We start from the raw sequence: 16220 nt of genomic DNA on the forward strand, positions 1-16220 counted from the left end.
GCGCTCGGCGGTATCGGCTTTGGCTGACCAGCAGGCGCTGCTACGCCTGCGACAAAAAATATCTGAATCGGCACAAGCCCTTACGTTTTCGCATGAATCGTAGAGCTTGGGCGTCAAACACGGACGCACCCGGCGTTGACTCATAAATCGGGATGAGAACAAAGATAGAACTTCTTAGTTTTGGTTCACATGTCCCTCCCGCGCTCACCCGCCGCGCTCGACGCGCTCAGACGTCAGGTTCGCCTGATCGAGCTGGCCGACAGCGCCAGCGGCCGGGTCCTGCCTTTCGGCGTGGAGGCGATCGATGAGCGGTTGCCCGGTCAAGGTCTGGCAATGGGCGCGCTGCACGAAGTCGCCGGCGGGGCCGAGGGCGCGCTGCATGGCGCCGCCGCAGCAAGCTTCGCGGCCGGGATCCTCGCGCGGGCGGATGGCCCGGTGCTCTGGTGTCTTCGTCAGCGCGATCTCTTCGCGCCGGCCCTGGCGCAGGCGGGTCTGCCCCCCAAGCGCGTCATCTTCGCCGAAGCCGGCGACGAGGCGGCCATCCTGGGGGCGATGGAGGAGGGGCTGAAGTATCGCGGTCTGGCCGGCGTGGTCGGCGAGGTCGCCAAACTGTCGATGACAGCGTCCCGCCGTCTTCAGCTCGCGGCCGAGAAGAGCGGCCAGATGGCGATCGCCATCCGACGATGGCGACGGATCGCCGATGCGGCCGATCTTGGTCAGCCGACGGCGGACACCACCCGGTGGAGAGTGTCGGCTCTCCCCTCCTCCCCCCTGCCAACCGCCGGCGTCGGCCGGGCCCGCTGGCTCCTGGAACTCATGCGTTGCCGCGCTGGCGAAGCTTTCGACATCGAGATTGAAGCCTGTGACGCCAAGGGTCATCTCCGTCTTCCTACCGCAGTGGCCGACCGATCGGTTGCGTCGCAGCCTGGGCAAGAGCGCGCCGCCGCCTGACGTCCCCGTCGTCATGGTCGGGCGGGTGGGGCGTCGCCGCGCCGTGGCCAGTCTGAACACCGCGGCGGTGGAAGCCGGCGTTCGACTTGGCCAGGCCGTCGCTCACGCGAGCGCCATGGTCCCGGGCCTGGTGCTGCAAGACCTGGACGCGGACGGCGACGCGGCCGCGCTCCATCGCCTGGCGCTCTGGGCCCAGCGTCTCTACTCGCCCATCGCCGCTCCCGACGCCCTGGACGGCCTGGTCATCGATGCGACCGGCGCTGCGCACCTGCGCGGCGGCGAGGAGAAGATGCTGATCGACATCCGCAGCCGGCTGGAGAAGGTGGGTCTGCAGTCTCAGGTCGCGATCGCCGACACCTGGGGCGCGGCCCACGCCCTGGCCCGCTACAGCCGGCGAGCCATCTACGTTGCCGATCCTGGCGTGATCGGAAGGGTCATCTCAGATCTGCCCGTGGTGGCGCTGCGTCTTCCGGTCGCCACGGTCGAGGCGCTCGGTCGCTTGGGCTTCGATACCGTCGGCGAGCTGGAAGCCACGCCTAAGGGGCCTTTGACCCATCGGATCGGTTACGCCCCGGTGCGGCGCCTGGACCAGGCGTTCGGCCGCCACGCCGAGCCCATCGAGCCGGTCATGGCGTCCGAGACGCTGACAGCCCGCCGGGCTTTTGCCGAGCCGATCGGGGCGCCCGAAACCATGGCGCGATACGTCACCCAGCTGGTCGCTGAACTCTGCGCGGCGCTGGAAGCTGTCAGCCTCGGCGCCCGGCGCCTGGACGCCTATTTCGTGCGGGTCGACAATCGTACCGAGACGGCCAGGATCGCCATGGCCTCTCCGACCCGGGACGCCAAGCGTCTGGCCCGGCTGCTCTGCGAAAAGCTCGAAAACGTCGATCCCGGCTTTGGCGTGGAGAAGATCATCCTCGCCGCGCCTGGAGCGGAATCGCTGGTCTTCAAGCAGACCGAGAGCCTGGGCGACAACAACGCCCCCACCGACCTGTCGGCCCTGGTCGACACCCTGACCAATCGCTTGGGCGCTGGCCAAGTCTATCGCCTGGCCTCGGCCGAAAGCGATCTGCCCGAGCGCTCGGTGCGCGCCGCGTCCGCGCTCGACGCGGTGGAGGAGTTTTGCTGGCCGCTGGATTGGCCCCGACCTTCGCGACTCTTTGCCCGGCCAGAACCGGTCGAGACGGTGGCCCTGTTGCCCGACGCGCCGCCGGCCGCCTTCACCTGGCGCGGGGTTCGCCGGCGCGTGCGCTGCGCCGATGGGCCCGAGCGGGTGTTTGGCGAATGGTGGAAGGCTGACGCCGAACTGGCGCGCTCGCGCGACTACTACCAGGTCGAGGACGATGCCGGAGAGCGCTTTTGGCTCTACCGCGACGGCGATGGCGAAGATCCTGCGACCGGCACGCAGCGCTGGTTCATCGCGGGGATCTTCGCGTGAGCGCCCCATACGTCGAGCTGCAGTGCGCCTCGCACTTCTCGTTGCTGCGCGGCGCGTCCTCGCCGGGCGAGCTTTTCGACCAGGCCGCCGCCCTGGGCTACGAGGCGCTGGCGATCTGCGATCGCAACAGCCTGGCCGGCGTCGTGCGCGCGCATATCGCGGCCAAGGCCACGGGGGTTCGGCTAATCGTCGGATGCGAGCTCGCGCTGCGCGACGGCATGACCCTGCTGGTGCTGCCCACCGACCGCCCCGCCTATTCCCGGCTCTGCAGGATGCTGTCGCTGGGCAAGCACCGGGCCGGCAAGGGCGAGTGCGACCTGGACCTGGACGACGTTGCCGCCCACGCCGAGGGCTTGGTCGCCATCCTGATCCCCGACAAAGCCGACGATCTTTGCGCCCTGCAGCTGAAGAAGGTGGCCGCGATTTTCGGGGCCGACGCTCACCTGGCTCTTACCTTGCGCCGGCGCCCCGGCGACGCCTTGCGGCTTTATCGCCTCGACCAGATGGCCCGGGCCGCCGGCGTCACCCCGGTGGTCACCAACCGGGTGCTCTTCCATGAGCCTTCGCGCCGGATGCTGCAGGACGTCGTTACCTGCATCCGCGAGGGCACGACGATCGACGATGTCGGTTTCAAGCGTGATCGCCACGCCGACCGCTATCTGCAGACGCCGGCCGAGATCGAGCGCCTGTTCGCCAAGCACCTTGACGCGGTGGCGATGAGCGTGGCGATCGCCGATCGTTGCCGGTTCAATCTCGATGAGCTGAGCTACCAGTATCCCAGCGAGGTCAACGAGGGGCGATCGCCCCAGGAGACCCTGGAGCGGCAGACCTGGGAGGGCGCGGCCGAGCGCTACCCCGACGGCGTGCCGGCCGAGGTCCGCGCGACCCTGAACCATGAGCTGAAGCTGATCGGGATCATGGGCTATGCGCCCTACTTTCTGACGGTCAATTCCATCGTGCGCTTCGCACGCTCCCAGGATATCCTTTGCCAGGGCCGCGGCTCGGCCGCCAATTCGGCGGTCTGCTACGTGCTGGGCATCACCTCGATCGATCCCGAGCGCAACGACCTCTTGTTCGAGCGCTTCGTCAGCCAGGAGCGCAACGAGCCGCCCGACATCGATGTCGATTTCGAGCACCAGCGTCGCGAGACGGTGATGCAGTGGATCTTCAACACCTACGGGCGACATCGCTGCGCGCTGGTCGCCGTCGTTCAGCGCTTTCGCCCGCGCGGCGCGGTGCGCGACGTGGGCAAGGTCCTGGGCTTGCCCGAGGACATGACCAAGGCCCTGTCGAGCCAAGTGTGGAGTTTCTCGCGCGAGGAGATCGAGGAAAAGCACGCCGTCGACCTTGGCATGGACCTGTCGGACCGGCGGCTGCGGCTGACCTTAGAGCTGGCCCAGCAGCTGCTCAACACCCCGCGCCACTTCAGCCAGCATCCCGGCGGATTCGTCCTGACCGAAGACCGCCTGGACGAGCTGGTGCCGATCGAGCCGGCGGCCATGGAAAGCCGCCAGATCATCGAGTGGGACAAGGACGACATCGACGAGCTGAAGTTCATGAAGGTCGATGTTCTGGCCTTAGGCATGCTGACCTGCCTGCAGAAGGGCCTGGCGCTGATCGCCCAGCACAAGGGCGTCCATCTGCAGCTGGCCACCATTCCGCCGGAGGATCCGCGCACCTATGCGATGATCCGCAAGGCCGACACCCTGGGCGTCTTCCAGATCGAAAGCCGGGCCCAGATGGCGATGTTGCCGCGCATCAAGCCGCGCAGCTTCTACGACCTGGTGATCGAAGTGGCGATCGTTCGTCCCGGCCCGATCCAGGGCGACATGGTCCATCCCTACCTTCGCCGGCGCGAGGGCCTGGAGCCGGTCAGCTATCCCACGCCCGAGCTGGAGAAGGTCCTGGGCAAGACCTTGGGTGTTCCGCTTTTCCAGGAGCAGGCCATGCGCGTGGCCATCGAGTGCGCCGGGTTCACACCGGGCGAGGCCGATCAGCTGCGCCGCGCCATGGCGACCTTCAAGATGACCGGCGGGGTGACGCATTTTCGCGACAAGCTGGTGGGCGGTATGGTCGCCCGGGGCTACGAGCTGGAGTACGCCGAGAAGACGTTCTCCCAGTTGGAAGGGTTCGGGTCCTACGGCTTTCCGGAAAGCCATGCGGCCAGCTTCGCGCTGCTGGCCTACGCCTCGTCTTGGCTTAAATGCCACCACCCGGACGCCTTTTGCGCGGCCCTCCTGAACTCCCAGCCCATGGGCTTTTACGGCGTCTCGCAGATCGTGCGTGACGCGGTCGAGCATGGCGTCGAGGTCAGGCCCGTCTGCGTCAATCGCTCGCGATGGGACTGCACCCTTGAGCCGACCGGCCGCGAGGGGCGCCTGGCCGTTCGTCTGGGTCTGCGGATGATCAAGGGCCTGGTCGACGAGGAGGCCGCCACCCTGGTCGCCGCGCGTGGCGACCACCCCTACACCTCCATCGACGATCTCTGGCGGCGCTCGGGGCTAAAGCCGGGAATGCTGGGAAAGTTGGCCGAGGCCGACGCCTATTTGCCGAGCCTGCGGCTGCACCGCCGTGAAGCGATGTGGGCGATCAAGGCGCTGCGCGACACCGCCCTGCCCTTGTTCGATCAGCCCGACGCCAGCGAGCTGAACGAGCCGGCGCCCCAGCTGAAGGCCATGACCGAGGGTCGCGAGATCGTCGAGGACTACGGCAATCTTGGCCTGTCGCTGCGCCGCCATCCCCTGGCGCTGCTTCGGACGGATCTGACCCGCCAGCGTCGCGCGCCCTGCCGCAAGGTCGGTGAGGGTCGCGATGGCGACTTCATCCAGACCGCCGGCCTAGTGCTGGTGCGCCAGCGGCCAGGATCGGCCAAGGGCGTGATGTTCATCACCATCGAGGACGAGAGCGGCGTGGCCAATCTGGTCATTTGGCCAACGCTCTACGAGAAGCAGCGCCGGGTGATCCTGGGCGCCAGCTTGCTCGGCGTCGATGGGCGGATCCAGCGCGAAGGCGATGTGGTCCACCTGGTCGCCTACAAGGTCCACGACCTGGGCGACGTCCTGCAGACGCTACAATCGCGATCGGGCGACCAAGGCGACATGGCCTGGGCCCAGCGCAGTCGCAATTTCTGCTGAACCTACCGGCTATCGAGCAGGCCACTTGAGCATCGCCATGGCTTGCAGGCGGGGTGTGGGCGAGGACAGCGTCGGCCGCGGGGAGCGGCTGCTGCGGCCTGTGGGCGCCTGACTAGGCGAGATTGGCCTCCAGAACCCTTTCCACCGCGACCACGTCCCGCCAGACGCCATCGAGCTTGCCGTGTTTTTCGTGCACTCCGACCTCGCGGAAGCCCACCGAATGCAGCAAACCCAGGCTGGCCTTGTTCTCCACGAACACGCGCGACAGCAGCTTCCAGAACCCCGCCTCTGCCGCCGCGTCGATCAGCGCGGTCATGGCGACCACGCCGACGCCTTTGCCACGGTGGGACCGCCGGACATAGACCGAGAACTCAGCGATCCCCGCGTAGCAGCAGCGGTCGGCGTATGAGAAGGTCGCAGCATAGGCGACGACCTGGTTGTCCTGATCGACGACGGCGATGACCGGGTGCTGTCCGTCGAACCACCCTGCAAGGTCTTGCGCGGTGCGTAAGCTCGTCTCGAAGGTGGCAACCCGGTCCTCCATGCCCTCGTTGTAGATGGCGGCCATGGCGTCGGCGTCGGCGATCGTCGCCGGACGAGCGGTGAGGGTGTTGGCGGTCATGCGGTGGCGGTCTCGTGGTTCATGGCTTCGGCGGCGAGAGCGACATGCTCGGGGATGCGTCCGTTGGCCTTGCGCTCGCTGTAGCGGTCGACGAGGTAGTCGGCCCGGTCGCGGGTCAGCAGGGTGAACTTCACCAGCTCCTCCATCACGTCGACGACGCGCTCGTAGTAGCTGGACGGCTTCATGCGATCGTTCTCGTCGAACTCCTTGTAGGCCATGGCCACGGACGACTGGTTGGGGATGGTGATCATCCGCATCCAGCGCCCCAGCAGGCGCAGGGTGTTGACAGCGTTGAACGACTGCGAGCCGCCGCTGACTTGCATCACGGGCTCGCCTCAAGGTTTGTACGCCAGAACACGCTTTGAAGAACAAAACATGAATACCAGGCAAGGCGCGTTGCCCAGGTAGGAAGATACCTAAGCTACCCCGATGGTCTGATGTTTTGAGTTGCGATGCTACTTTTCAAGCCAAAACGCCCACCCCTTGCGAGGCGGGCGTCCCATCTAGCCTATCCGGCTAGATCAGCAACAGGGGCCGCCGTTGCAGCACGCGGCGCCGAGGGCGCAACAGGCCTCAACAGCTTTGACAACGGCTTCCGGAGCGGCGGCGTAGGCAGCCGTGGCGGAAGCCAGCAGCACGAAGGCTGCGGTCGCGAAGATACGTTTCATGTTGATTTTCCGATTTCAGATTGATGAGATTTTCGTCTGAACTCGAACTTATCGGGGTGGTGGAAGCTCCGGCGCCATAGCTTGGCCCGGAGGCATGATAGAGTGCATGGCCGACTGCGGGGCCGAACTGATCTCGGCCGTTTGAACCAACAGACTGTCGGGCGTGACCAGAACCTGGCAGGCGATGATGCAGGCGTCAGGGCAAAATGCGTCCTTGACGTTGTCGTGGCAGGGCGTCTCAGCGCAACAGTCGTTCGAAAGCGTCTGCGCGACGGCCGGCAATGTCGGGGCGACGAACAGCATAAGAGCGGCTAAGAACATCAGCCCTCGGGACAGCAGTCTTGATCTCGCTACCTTCCGAAACATTCGATCACTCTTACGCTCTTTGGCGGCTACGAAAAGGGCATATCATCCCGTAAGGGCGTCTCTGCCGGGTTCGATCGCGCCTCGATCACACTGTAGTCACTGGCCGTGCCGCCGCAGCAGGGATCCCCTCATGGGTTGAATGGCAACAACCCAAGCCCCGGCCCCAAGAACAGAGCCGGGGCTGGCAATTCTATTTCGTAGGACGCGGCTTGAAGACCAGGCGACAGATCGCCGGTAGCACGAACAGGGTCAATAGTGTCGCCGTCACCAGCCCGCCGATCACCACGGTCGCCAAGGGGCGCTGCACCTCCGCCCCGGTCTCGGTAGCCAGGGCCATAGGCAGGAAACCCAGCGAGGCGACAAGGCCGGTCATCATTACCGGACGAAGTCGCTCCAGCGCGCCCTCGATAATGGCTGCGTCGATCACCGCCCTCTCGTCGAGGCGCTGGCGAATGGCTGTCATCATCACAAGGCCGTTGAGCACGGCCACGCCCGAGAGCGCGATGAACCCGACGGCGGCTGAGACCGAGAACGGGATGCCTCGCAGTGCTAGGCCAAACACCCCACCGGCTAGGGCCAGGGGGACGGCCGAGAACACCGCCAGGGCCGGCGCAAAGCCGCCCAGCGCTATGTAGAGCAGGGCGAAGATCAGCAGGAAGCAGAGCGGAACGACCAGGGCGAGACGCGCTTGCGCCGCCTTGAGGTTCTCAAACTGCCCGCTCCACTCGACCCAGGAGCCGGCCGGCAGCTTGACCTGCGCATCGACCTTGGCTTGCGCCTCGGAGACGAACGAGCCCAGGTCGTTGCCACGCACGTTGGCCTGCACCACGACCCGACGCTTGCCATTCTCGCGGCTGACCTGGTTGAGGCCCTCCGAATAGGAGAAGCGGGCCACGTCACGCAGCGGCACCGACAGGCGCGCGCCGCCCCCTGCCCTTTCAGGCAGCATCACCGGCAGCGCACCGACCGCGTCCAGGTCGTTGCGGGTGGCGTCGGGAAGGCGCACGACGATGTCGAAGCGTCGGTCGCCCTGGAAGACCAGGCCGGACTCGCGTCCGCTCATGGCCACCGCCAGGGTGTCGGCGACCTCTTCGACGGTGAGGCCCAGGCGCCCGATCGTGTCGCGGTCAAGCGACACGTCCAGGGTCGGGAAGCCCGAGGTCTGTTCGACCTTGACGTCGGCGGCGCCCTTGACGCTCTGCAGCGCCTTGGCGATCTGGCCGGCGCTGGCGGTCATGGCGTCCAGGTCATCGCCATAGACCTTGATCGCCACGTCGCCGCGCACACCGGCGATCAGCTCGTTGAACCGCATCTGGATGGGTTGGCTGAACTCGTAGACGTTGCCGGTCAGGCCCTCGAGCTTCTTCTCCATGCGGGCGACGAGTTGCGCCTTGCTCTCCTTCTTGTTGGGCCATTGGTCCTGCGGTTTGAGAATGATGAAGCTGTCCGAGGCGTTAGGCGGCATCGGATCGCTTGCCACCTCGGCCGTGCCTGTCTTGGAATAGACGAACTCGACTTCGGGGAAGGCGGCGATCGTCCGTTCGATTTGCCGCTGCATACGCAGCGATTGCTCCAGCGACGTGGACGGGATGCGCAGGGCCTGGACGGCCAGGTCCTTCTCGTCGAGCTGGGGCGTGAACTCCCGGCCCAGGAACGAGAAGGTGACCATGGCCAGGACGAACATGCCCACGGCCGCGCCGATCACAGGCCACGGCTTGGCGACCGACTTGCGCAGCAACGGCTCGTAGCGAACCTTGGTCCAACGGACCATGCCCACTTCCTTCTCCGCGACCTTGCCGCGAATGAGCAGAGCGATCATCGCCGGAATGAAGGTCAGCGACAGCACGAAAGCCGCAGCCAGGGCCAGCATCACGGTGATGGCCATCGGCGAGAAGGTCTTTCCCTCGACGCCGGTGAAGGTCAGCAGCGGCGCATAGACCAGCAGGATGATCGCCTGGCCGTAGACGGTCGGGGCGATCATCTCGCGGGCGGCTTCGCGGGTCTCGCGAAGACGCTCGCTGAGGGTCAGGAGCCGGCCCTCATGGTGCTGACGTTCGGCCAGCCGACGCAGGCTGTTCTCGACAATGATCACCGCGCCGTCGACGATGAGGCCAAAGTCCAGGGCCCCCAGGCTCATGAGGTTGCCCGACACGCCCAGCCTGTTCATGCCGATCGCCGTCATCAGCATCGACAGCGGTATGACCAAGGCGGTGATCAGGGCGGCGCGGAAGTTCCCCAGCAGCAAGAACAGAACCACGATGACCAGCAAGGCGCCTTCGACCAGGTTCTTCTCGACGGTCTTGATGGTGGCGTTGACAAGCTTAGAGCGATCGTAGGTGATCTGCACCTTCACCCCAGGCGGCAGGCTCTTGGCGATCTCCTTGAGCCGTTCAGCCGAAGCGCCGGCCACGGTGCGGCTGTTTTCGCCGGTTAGCATCAGCACGGTGCCGACGACCACTTCTTCGCCGTTTTCCGAGGCCGCGCCGGTCCGCAAGCCGCCGCCGACCTTGACGGTGGCGACGTCTGCCACTCGGATCGACACGCCTTGCCGCGTGGCGACCGTGGCGCCTGCGATCTCGTCGATGTTGCGAACGCGCGCGTCGGCACGGACCAGATAGGCCTCGCCGCCGCGCTCCATGAAGTTGGCGCCTACGGCGATGTTGGCCGCCTCCAACGCCTTGCTCAGCTCGCTGAACGACACGCCATAGGACGCCATGCGTCCCGGGTCGGCCTGGACGGCGAACTGCTTTTCATAGCCGCCGATGGAGTCGACGCCGGCGACGCCGGCCACCCCGCGCATCTGCGGCCGGACGATCCAGTCCTGCACCTCGCGCAGATAGGCCGCATGGGCGACAGCGTCGGTCAGGCGTTCGCCCGCGGGCGTCAGATAGGCGCCATCCGATTGCCAGCCGGGCGCGCCGTCCTTGACCTTAGCCCCGCGCCCGCCGGGATGGTCATAGGCGACCGTCCACATCAGCACTTCGCCCAGGCCCGACGAGATCGGACCCATGGCCGGCTGAGCGCCCTCGGGCAGGGTCTGGCCAACGCAAGCCAGGGCGTCACCTACGCGCAGTTGGCCTGGACCCAGAGCTGGTATCTGAGCGAAGAGAACTACAAGGCGGCGCTGGCAAGGATCATCGAGGTCCACCACGCTCAGCCGTTCGCCCGCCACTGGGGCGATGGCCAAGCCTCGTCGTCCGACGGCCAATTCTTCCGCTCGGGCCGCCGGCGGGGCGGAGCCGGCGAGGTCAACGCCAAGTATGGGCCCGAGCCCGGTTTGCGGATCTACACCCACCTGTCCGACATGCACGGCTCGTTCCACACCCGCGTGTTGTCGGCCACTTCGTCGGAGGCGCCCTATGTGCTCGACGGCCTGATCGGTCGCGGAGGCGGGGAGCACTACACCGATACCGGCGGGGCCACCGACCACGTCTTCGCCCTATGCCACCTCCTCGGCTACCGGTTCGTGCCCCGCCTCCGCGATCTGCAGGATCGTCGGCTGGCCATCATCGGCACCGAGCCACGTCACAAGATCCTCGAGCCTATGCTAGGCCGCCCGATCCGGGTCGATATGATCGTGGAGAACTGGGACGACATTGTCCGGTTGGCTGCGTCGATCAAGGCCGGCTCCGTCGCGCCATCGGTGATTCTCAAGAAGCTGTCGGCCTTCAAGCGGCAGAACCGGTTGGACATGGCCCTGGCAGAGGTCGGCCGGATCGAGCGGACCCTGTTCACCCTGGATTGGTTGGAGAGCCCCGAGTTGCGCCGGCGTTGCCAGGCGGGCCTGAACAAGAGCGAGGCCCGTCATGCGCTTGCCCAGGCGGTGTTCGTTCACAAACAGGGCCGGATTGCCGATCGCACCCTGCAAAACCAGGAGCACCGCGCCTCGGGCCTCAATCTGGTGATCGCCGCCATCGCCCTGTGGAACACATTATATATGCAGCGCGCCGTCGAGCATCTCCGGGACAGGGAGGTAGCCGCGCCCGATGAGCTTCTGGCGCACCTGTCGCCAATGAGTTGGGCCCATATCGGCCTGACGGGCGACTATCTCTGGGCCGACGCCGCGACCGCAGGCGGGTTCAGGCCTCTCAACGATCCCGCCGACAGTTCTACCGCGCCGCATAGCCCATATTCATGGTTCGTTCTTCAAAGCGTGTTCTGGCGTACAAACCTTGAGGCGAGCCCATAGGCCCAGAGCTGCACGGTCTTGGTTCGTCCGCGTCGGGATGGCGTCGCGCGATTGCTCGTTCGCCCGCGCTTCTTGGATATCGGGGCGGTCGCACCTTGCTCTTGGTAGGCCTTGGAGAGCCGCAGGACCTGCCGACGTTCCAATCCCAGGAGCTCGCCGGCGGCCGCAACGGTAAGCCTGCCGCTCGTCAGATCGCGAAGAACCTCAAGCCGTGAAAGCTCCTTGTCGCTCATGAAGTGCAACGTCATCCTGAGGGCCTCCCGCGTTATCGAGGGAGGGTGACATCTCTAACTGGCACAGGAGTGACATTACTATCCGGCGGCTACACCCTCATGCCGTATAATATATCTTATCGGAAATAACGGCCGAGAGCGTGACTGCGCCAGGCCTGCTTGCGTCCGCCGTCAGGGCCAGATCGCCGGGGCGTTCTTGGGCAGGGGCAGGCTGAGGTCCGAAAGCGTGAAGGCGTTCTCTTCCGCCAGCGACAACCTGCCGACAGCCTGGATGGCGCGACTGCTGCAGAAGAGCGGCAGCGGCGGCACCTTTCCCAGGGCGTCGTGCAGAGCGCTGGCGATCCCGCCCGTGACGCGGCCCTTGTCCAGCGCGTGCTCGATCGCCGAGTGGCTGACGTTCGATGCGAGGCTCAACGCGGCGACATCCAGGCTGGCCGCCTTCATGTACTCGCCGAGCTTGGGGATGCCGAAGATCGCCGCGACGATCGTCATGTCCTTGGGGTCGCCCAGGTCCGTGCGCTTGGCGTGGAGCAACTTGTAGGCGGCAATGAACTGCTCGGCCTTCTCGTGCTTGACGGCGTTGAGCCGCATGACCTTGCCGATCAACTGCACCGAGAAGTTTCGGAAGCCGGCCGCCTTCGAGACGTCGTGAACGTCCGTCTGCGTATATTTATCTTGAAATGAAAAGGCGCGCCCCTGAGGGACGTAGCAGTTGGCGGACCCTTTCAGGCCGCTCCAATGGTCTTCAGGAACAGTAACGTCAGCCATCGCCCCCTCCAATTGGAAGTGCATGGCTAGATGCTGCGCCCTCCCCGTGTACCCCCTTTACCTGACCAATGCCCAATTAGGCAAGGTTCTCGCCTTCGCCGATGTCGTTTCACCTCATCCGGACGGCAGTATATCACTGTGAGGCAAAATGAGCGAAAACGGCCCGTATGAGATGAAATCAACCTAGAGTGACTTAAAGTGGGTTGAAGTGGCCTGGACAAAAAAAGAGGGCCGTGCATCGCGCTCGGCCCCCTTCTTCGACACTGCATAGGCAGCGTTCCTGCGGTTCCGACGCTATCGCGCCCGCGAGGCCCCTTCAATGGGCAAATCGTAGCGCCACGCCGAACGGATGCAGGAATTTGGCGGCTGAAGATGTCCGAACCTCATCTTGGCGCGCTAGATATCCACAGGATATCAACAGGGGCGCGCCTACCCGCCGAGGGCGGTGAAAAGCGCCAGCGGGGGCGGGCGACCGCAAGCTACAGCCAGCCAGATTAAGCCCTCTCGACCCCTGGGCGCGCCGGTCCGAAGGTCGCGCCTGCGTCCGGGCAGCGTTCCTGCAGATCTCTCCCGAGCGCCGGCGCCGCATCCGCCGCGTCGAACGGCTTTGGAGGCTAAAATCATGCGCGCTAAGCGCTTCATCGGCGTCATGCTTCTGGTCGGCCTCGTGCTGATCGGGGCTGCCGCCAGCCATCAACAGGGGGGCGAAGTCATCGCCCTCATCCGTCCGGTCCTGGGCGACGCGATCCACGCCCTGGGCCGGGCCCTGGGCGCGGTCAGCGCCCGTCGCTTCGTCATCGAGGCGATCCTGCTCGCCGTCGTGGCGGGGCTGCATCTGGCGCTGCTTCTGGTCGGTCGTGAGCCCGGCCAGAAACTGCGCCGGGTGGAGCTGACCATCATCACCCTCTATCTGGCGGTGATCGTGGTGAACCTTGCTTCGGTCTGCGTCGGCAGCCTGGGCGGCGGTGAGGTGGCCTGAGGCCACCAAGCGTCAAGCCGGGAGGGCCGCTCCTTGTGGGCGGCCCTTTTGGCATGAGAACGGGTCCGGCGCTCCGGACGGCGTTGGCTAGTGCTTGGAGCGCTTCAGGAGCGAGGCGGCCAGGGCCCGCGCGGTGTCGCCGTCGCGCGCGGAGTCGATTTCCGCCCGTCGCTCGGGCGTCAGCTTTGCTTGCCAGTCCTCGTCGCGGAGATCGTAGTGCAGCGACACGGCGACGCGATGGCCGGTCAGTTGCACATGGCGCTCGGCCCAGAGCTTGGCGTTGTGGAGGATGCGCTCGCCACAGTCCTGGCACTCGGCCTTTTCCGCCATCAGCTCCTGGCTGCACTGGAACGGCGACGAGGTCGGCGCGGGTGGGATCTCGGCCGCCGCCATCGCCTCGCCGATCAGGCAGGCGATCTCGCCTTCGCGCGAGCGACCCGACTTGGCGCATCTGGCGTTCAGGAAGGCTTCCAGGTCGGGGTGGAGCTTGAGCGCCCGTTCGGGCTGGTCCTGGGACGCGGTGTTCGACATCGACCGACCTCTTCTGGGATCCCGCAACCAAGACTATGGGCCCGAGTCGGCGAAAGCCCAAGTCTGGCGGGGCGGCGCGTCGGCCGGACGCGGTGCTGGCCTTGGCCCCTTGCGGGCGGCGGCGCTTAGGGGCACGATGCTGATCAGCGGTTCTCGACGATCGCAGACGCCGGAGCCCTCGGGAATGCGCTGAACCCAAGTCGAACATCATGATGACCAGCCACGCCATGCGGTTTCTTCGCGCGGGTCGATGGGTGGGTTGCGGGCAATCCGGCGCCCGCAGCGCCGCCGCGGCCCGTCCAGAAAGAGATCCGTGATGGACCCGATGACCTCGATCGGCGGCCGCTTTGTGCCGCCCAGCGCCAAGGACTTTTCGGTGCGCGCGCGCCGCCTGTCGCTGCTGACAGACCAGCCCCTTCAGCGCATCCAGGAATGGCTTTCGCGCCTCTACGGCTTTTCGAACGCCCACGAACTGCGCCAGTCGCTCAAGCGGCCGGCCAGTCCCGGTCCCTATGACGAGGCGCTCGATGACGGCGGCGCCCGCCGCCTCCAGGGCTTCAGGGTCGCGCTCGCGGCCCAGCGCCCGCGCGACCCGGTGCAGGCCTTCAAATGCGATCTCGTACCGGACATGGGCCTGTTCGCCTCGCCGGAGGGCCACGAGGAACGCTACGCCAAGGTCGGCGCCTTGGTGGATTTCTACATGCCCCGAGGCGGCGAGGCGGCTGGGCCATCCTATGCCAACGCCGGTTATTCGAGCGCCGGAGAGGCGGTGCTTTATCGTACGCCGCTGGGCAAGACGGTCTACGACGCGGTCGGGCGGGCGATGGACCTGGCGAGCGGCGCCGAACGCATAACGCGCCTGAAGGACCTGGCGCGACAGCACCCTCTGGATCCCTGGCTGCAGGCCGAGTTGCTGGACGAGGAACTGGAGACCGCTGCGGGCCTAGGCGGTCTGGTCAAGCGCGCCGAAACCCAGCGCCTCTACCGCAGGTCCCGCAAGGTGGTGGCGTTGTTCCGCAAGCTCTATGGCGACAAGGAGCACCTGGCCATCGCCACCAAGCTGATCGTCAACGCCCCGTTCGGGGCCGACGCTTACGGTTACGCCAGGGCCCTGGCCATCGCCGGAAGGCTAGCGATGACAACCGGCGACCACGGCGATGCGGTGCGAAAGTTCCAACGGCTGTTGCGGATGGATCGCACACCGCGCCTGCCGCCCGAACCCATTTCCCGCGATCCCATGGGCGTGGAGCGCTTCTTCGACGTGGCGCGGCTGAACATCGGGCGGTGGCGATCGCGCGCGCGGGTCCGGCCCGATCTCGAAAATCCCTACGAGGAGCGTCGCGCCTGGCGGGTGCTCTGCGACTTCGCCGCCTGCGTGGCGGCGGGCGATGCGATGGACGCGCGGATCCGCCTGGCCGATGTCCTGCTGGTGCATGGCCGCTCGGCGCTGAGAGCCGATCTCGCTGAAGGCCTGACCGACGATCCAGAGCGGCCATCCTTCAACTTCATCGACCTGGGGCTGCTGGACGCCGACAAGGTCTTTCTGGCGACCGCGCCGCTCTGGCGGGCCCAGGAGACGCTGTCGCGCCTGATCCTGGAGGTGTTGAAGGATCGGGCCGTGGCCCGCGCGGAGGCGGCGCTCGTCATGCTGTCGGTTCCCGGCGACAGGGCCCAGGCCCAGAAAACCAGACTCGCCACGATGGAGACGCTGGAGCGGGCGATCGATCGGGCCTGGGCGCGCAAGGTCCAAGGGGCCGGCCGTTGACGCGCCATGCTCGACGTTTGCGTTCGAATAGGGCGTGTCCGGGCGGCGTGCGCGCTCACGCCGGCTCCGTCTCCGTCAGGATGGCGGCAGGATCGATGGCGTCGAAACTGACCGGCACGCCCTTGTAGGCGCCGGCGGTCAGCAAGGCGCCGGCCTGGGCCTCGAAGGCCGCGCGCAGGTCCTCGCCGACTCTGATCTGCAGCGTGACCAGATCCTGGCGGCGCGCGGCGGCGAACAGCGCCTCGACCTCGACAAGCAGGTTCGCGGTTTTCGTCATGACGAGCCATCCCTCTTGCGGCTTCCCATAACGGCGTTCGGGCCGGGCCGCGAGGGCGCCGGCCAGCTAGCCTTTCCGCGACGTCCGACTTTTTCCGCCTGCGGAGAAATTAAAATCGCACGACCACGTACTTTTCGGGTTGCCGATCACGGCGGGATTGCCTAGGCCTCGCTCTAGTTGAGGTTGAGCCGAGTCCGCTTATTGGTGGAGGTTCGCGTACAACGCCGCGTGAGAACGGCTTTGTTTGGGGGTGCCGTCTCTGAACTGAGCAGACCGGCTGATCAAGCAGCCGGAGTAAA

The 16220-nt window shown here is 66.2% G+C and carries 12 protein-coding genes and 3 pseudogenes; 6 read left to right on the forward strand and 9 right to left on the reverse strand.

Features of this window, described 5'->3' with window-relative positions:
• Positions 1-189 precede the first annotated feature (189 nt).
• Genes CSW63_RS23605 through CSW63_RS01340 form a run of 3 tightly spaced genes read left to right on the forward strand, consistent with a single transcriptional unit; the run spans position 190 to position 5523 of the window.
• Complete coding sequence (locus tag CSW63_RS23605; protein ID WP_246842002.1) at positions 190-951, forward strand: ImuA family protein; 762 nt, start codon at positions 190-192, stop codon at positions 949-951.
• Between the two features lie 13 nt (positions 952-964).
• Positions 965-2389, forward strand: coding sequence for a DNA polymerase Y family protein (locus CSW63_RS01335; RefSeq protein ID WP_246842009.1), 1425 nt, complete (start codon positions 965-967; stop codon positions 2387-2389).
• Positions 2386-5523 carry an error-prone DNA polymerase gene (locus CSW63_RS01340; protein ID WP_099504411.1) on the forward strand — a complete coding sequence of 1046 codons (3138 nt, stop codon included), beginning with the start codon at positions 2386-2388 and terminating at the stop codon, positions 5521-5523. The genes CSW63_RS01335 and CSW63_RS01340 overlap by 4 nt, the downstream gene beginning before the upstream one ends.
• Before the next feature lie 112 nt (positions 5524-5635).
• On the opposite strand, the gene CSW63_RS01345 is transcribed toward CSW63_RS01340, so the two are convergent.
• The 5 genes and pseudogenes from CSW63_RS01345 to CSW63_RS01360 form a co-directional block, all read right to left on the reverse strand.
• Positions 5636-6145: an arsinothricin resistance N-acetyltransferase ArsN1 family A gene (locus tag CSW63_RS01345; protein ID WP_099504414.1), complete on the reverse strand. Its 510-nt coding sequence runs from the start codon at positions 6143-6145 to the stop codon at positions 5636-5638.
• Positions 6142-6471: pseudogene (locus tag CSW63_RS01350) on the reverse strand (arsenical resistance protein ArsH); the annotation flags it as partial. The gene CSW63_RS01345 and the pseudogene CSW63_RS01350, both read right to left, overlap by 4 nt.
• Positions 6472-6666: 195 nt before the next feature.
• Positions 6667-6813 carry a hypothetical protein gene (locus CSW63_RS23275; RefSeq protein ID WP_168193569.1) on the reverse strand — a complete coding sequence of 49 codons (147 nt, stop codon included), beginning with the start codon at positions 6811-6813 and terminating at the stop codon, positions 6667-6669.
• Positions 6814-6861: 48 nt separating this feature from the next.
• Positions 6862-7134 carry a hypothetical protein gene (locus CSW63_RS01355; protein ID WP_099504416.1) on the reverse strand — a complete coding sequence of 91 codons (273 nt, stop codon included), beginning with the start codon at positions 7132-7134 and terminating at the stop codon, positions 6862-6864.
• Between the two features lie 235 nt (positions 7135-7369).
• Positions 7370-10234: pseudogene (locus tag CSW63_RS01360) on the reverse strand (efflux RND transporter permease subunit); the annotation flags it as partial.
• On the opposite strand from CSW63_RS01360, the pseudogene CSW63_RS01365 reads away from it, so the two are divergent.
• Positions 10217-11272: pseudogene (locus tag CSW63_RS01365) on the forward strand (Tn3 family transposase); the annotation flags it as partial. The pseudogenes CSW63_RS01360 and CSW63_RS01365 overlap by 18 nt on opposite strands.
• Before the next feature lie 53 nt (positions 11273-11325).
• Here CSW63_RS01365 and CSW63_RS01370 read toward each other — a convergent pair.
• Positions 11326-11616 (reverse strand): helix-turn-helix domain-containing protein, encoded by a 291-nt coding sequence (locus CSW63_RS01370; RefSeq protein WP_371415223.1) that lies wholly within the window; start codon positions 11614-11616, stop codon positions 11326-11328.
• 156 nt (positions 11617-11772) lie between these two features.
• A complete protein-coding gene (locus CSW63_RS01375; protein ID WP_099504068.1) occupies positions 11773-12369 on the reverse strand; it encodes a hypothetical protein in 597 nt (198 codons plus the stop codon).
• 622 nt (positions 12370-12991) lie between these two features.
• Between CSW63_RS01375 and CSW63_RS01380 the strand changes: the two genes are divergently transcribed.
• Positions 12992-13348, forward strand: a complete 357-nt coding sequence (locus CSW63_RS01380) for a hypothetical protein (RefSeq protein ID WP_099504070.1) — start codon at positions 12992-12994, stop codon at positions 13346-13348.
• An 87-nt stretch (positions 13349-13435) separates the two neighbouring features.
• On the opposite strand, the gene CSW63_RS01385 is transcribed toward CSW63_RS01380, so the two are convergent.
• On the reverse strand, positions 13436-13879 hold the full coding sequence (locus CSW63_RS01385; RefSeq protein ID WP_099504072.1) for a hypothetical protein: 444 nt from the start codon (positions 13877-13879) through the stop codon (positions 13436-13438).
• 316 nt (positions 13880-14195) lie between these two features.
• On the opposite strand from CSW63_RS01385, the gene CSW63_RS01390 reads away from it, so the two are divergent.
• Positions 14196-15644: a hypothetical protein gene (locus CSW63_RS01390; RefSeq protein ID WP_099504074.1), complete on the forward strand. Its 1449-nt coding sequence runs from the start codon at positions 14196-14198 to the stop codon at positions 15642-15644.
• Positions 15645-15699: 55 nt separating this feature from the next.
• Here CSW63_RS01390 and CSW63_RS01395 read toward each other — a convergent pair whose 3' ends face one another.
• Entirely contained in the window at positions 15700-15921 is a 222-nt protein-coding gene (locus tag CSW63_RS01395; RefSeq protein WP_099504076.1) for a hypothetical protein, read from the reverse strand.
• Between the last annotated feature and the right edge of the window lie 299 nt (positions 15922-16220).

The organism is Caulobacter sp. FWC26 (assembly GCF_002742645.2).
In the GTDB taxonomy this organism is placed as follows: Bacteria; Pseudomonadota; Alphaproteobacteria; order Caulobacterales; family Caulobacteraceae; genus Caulobacter.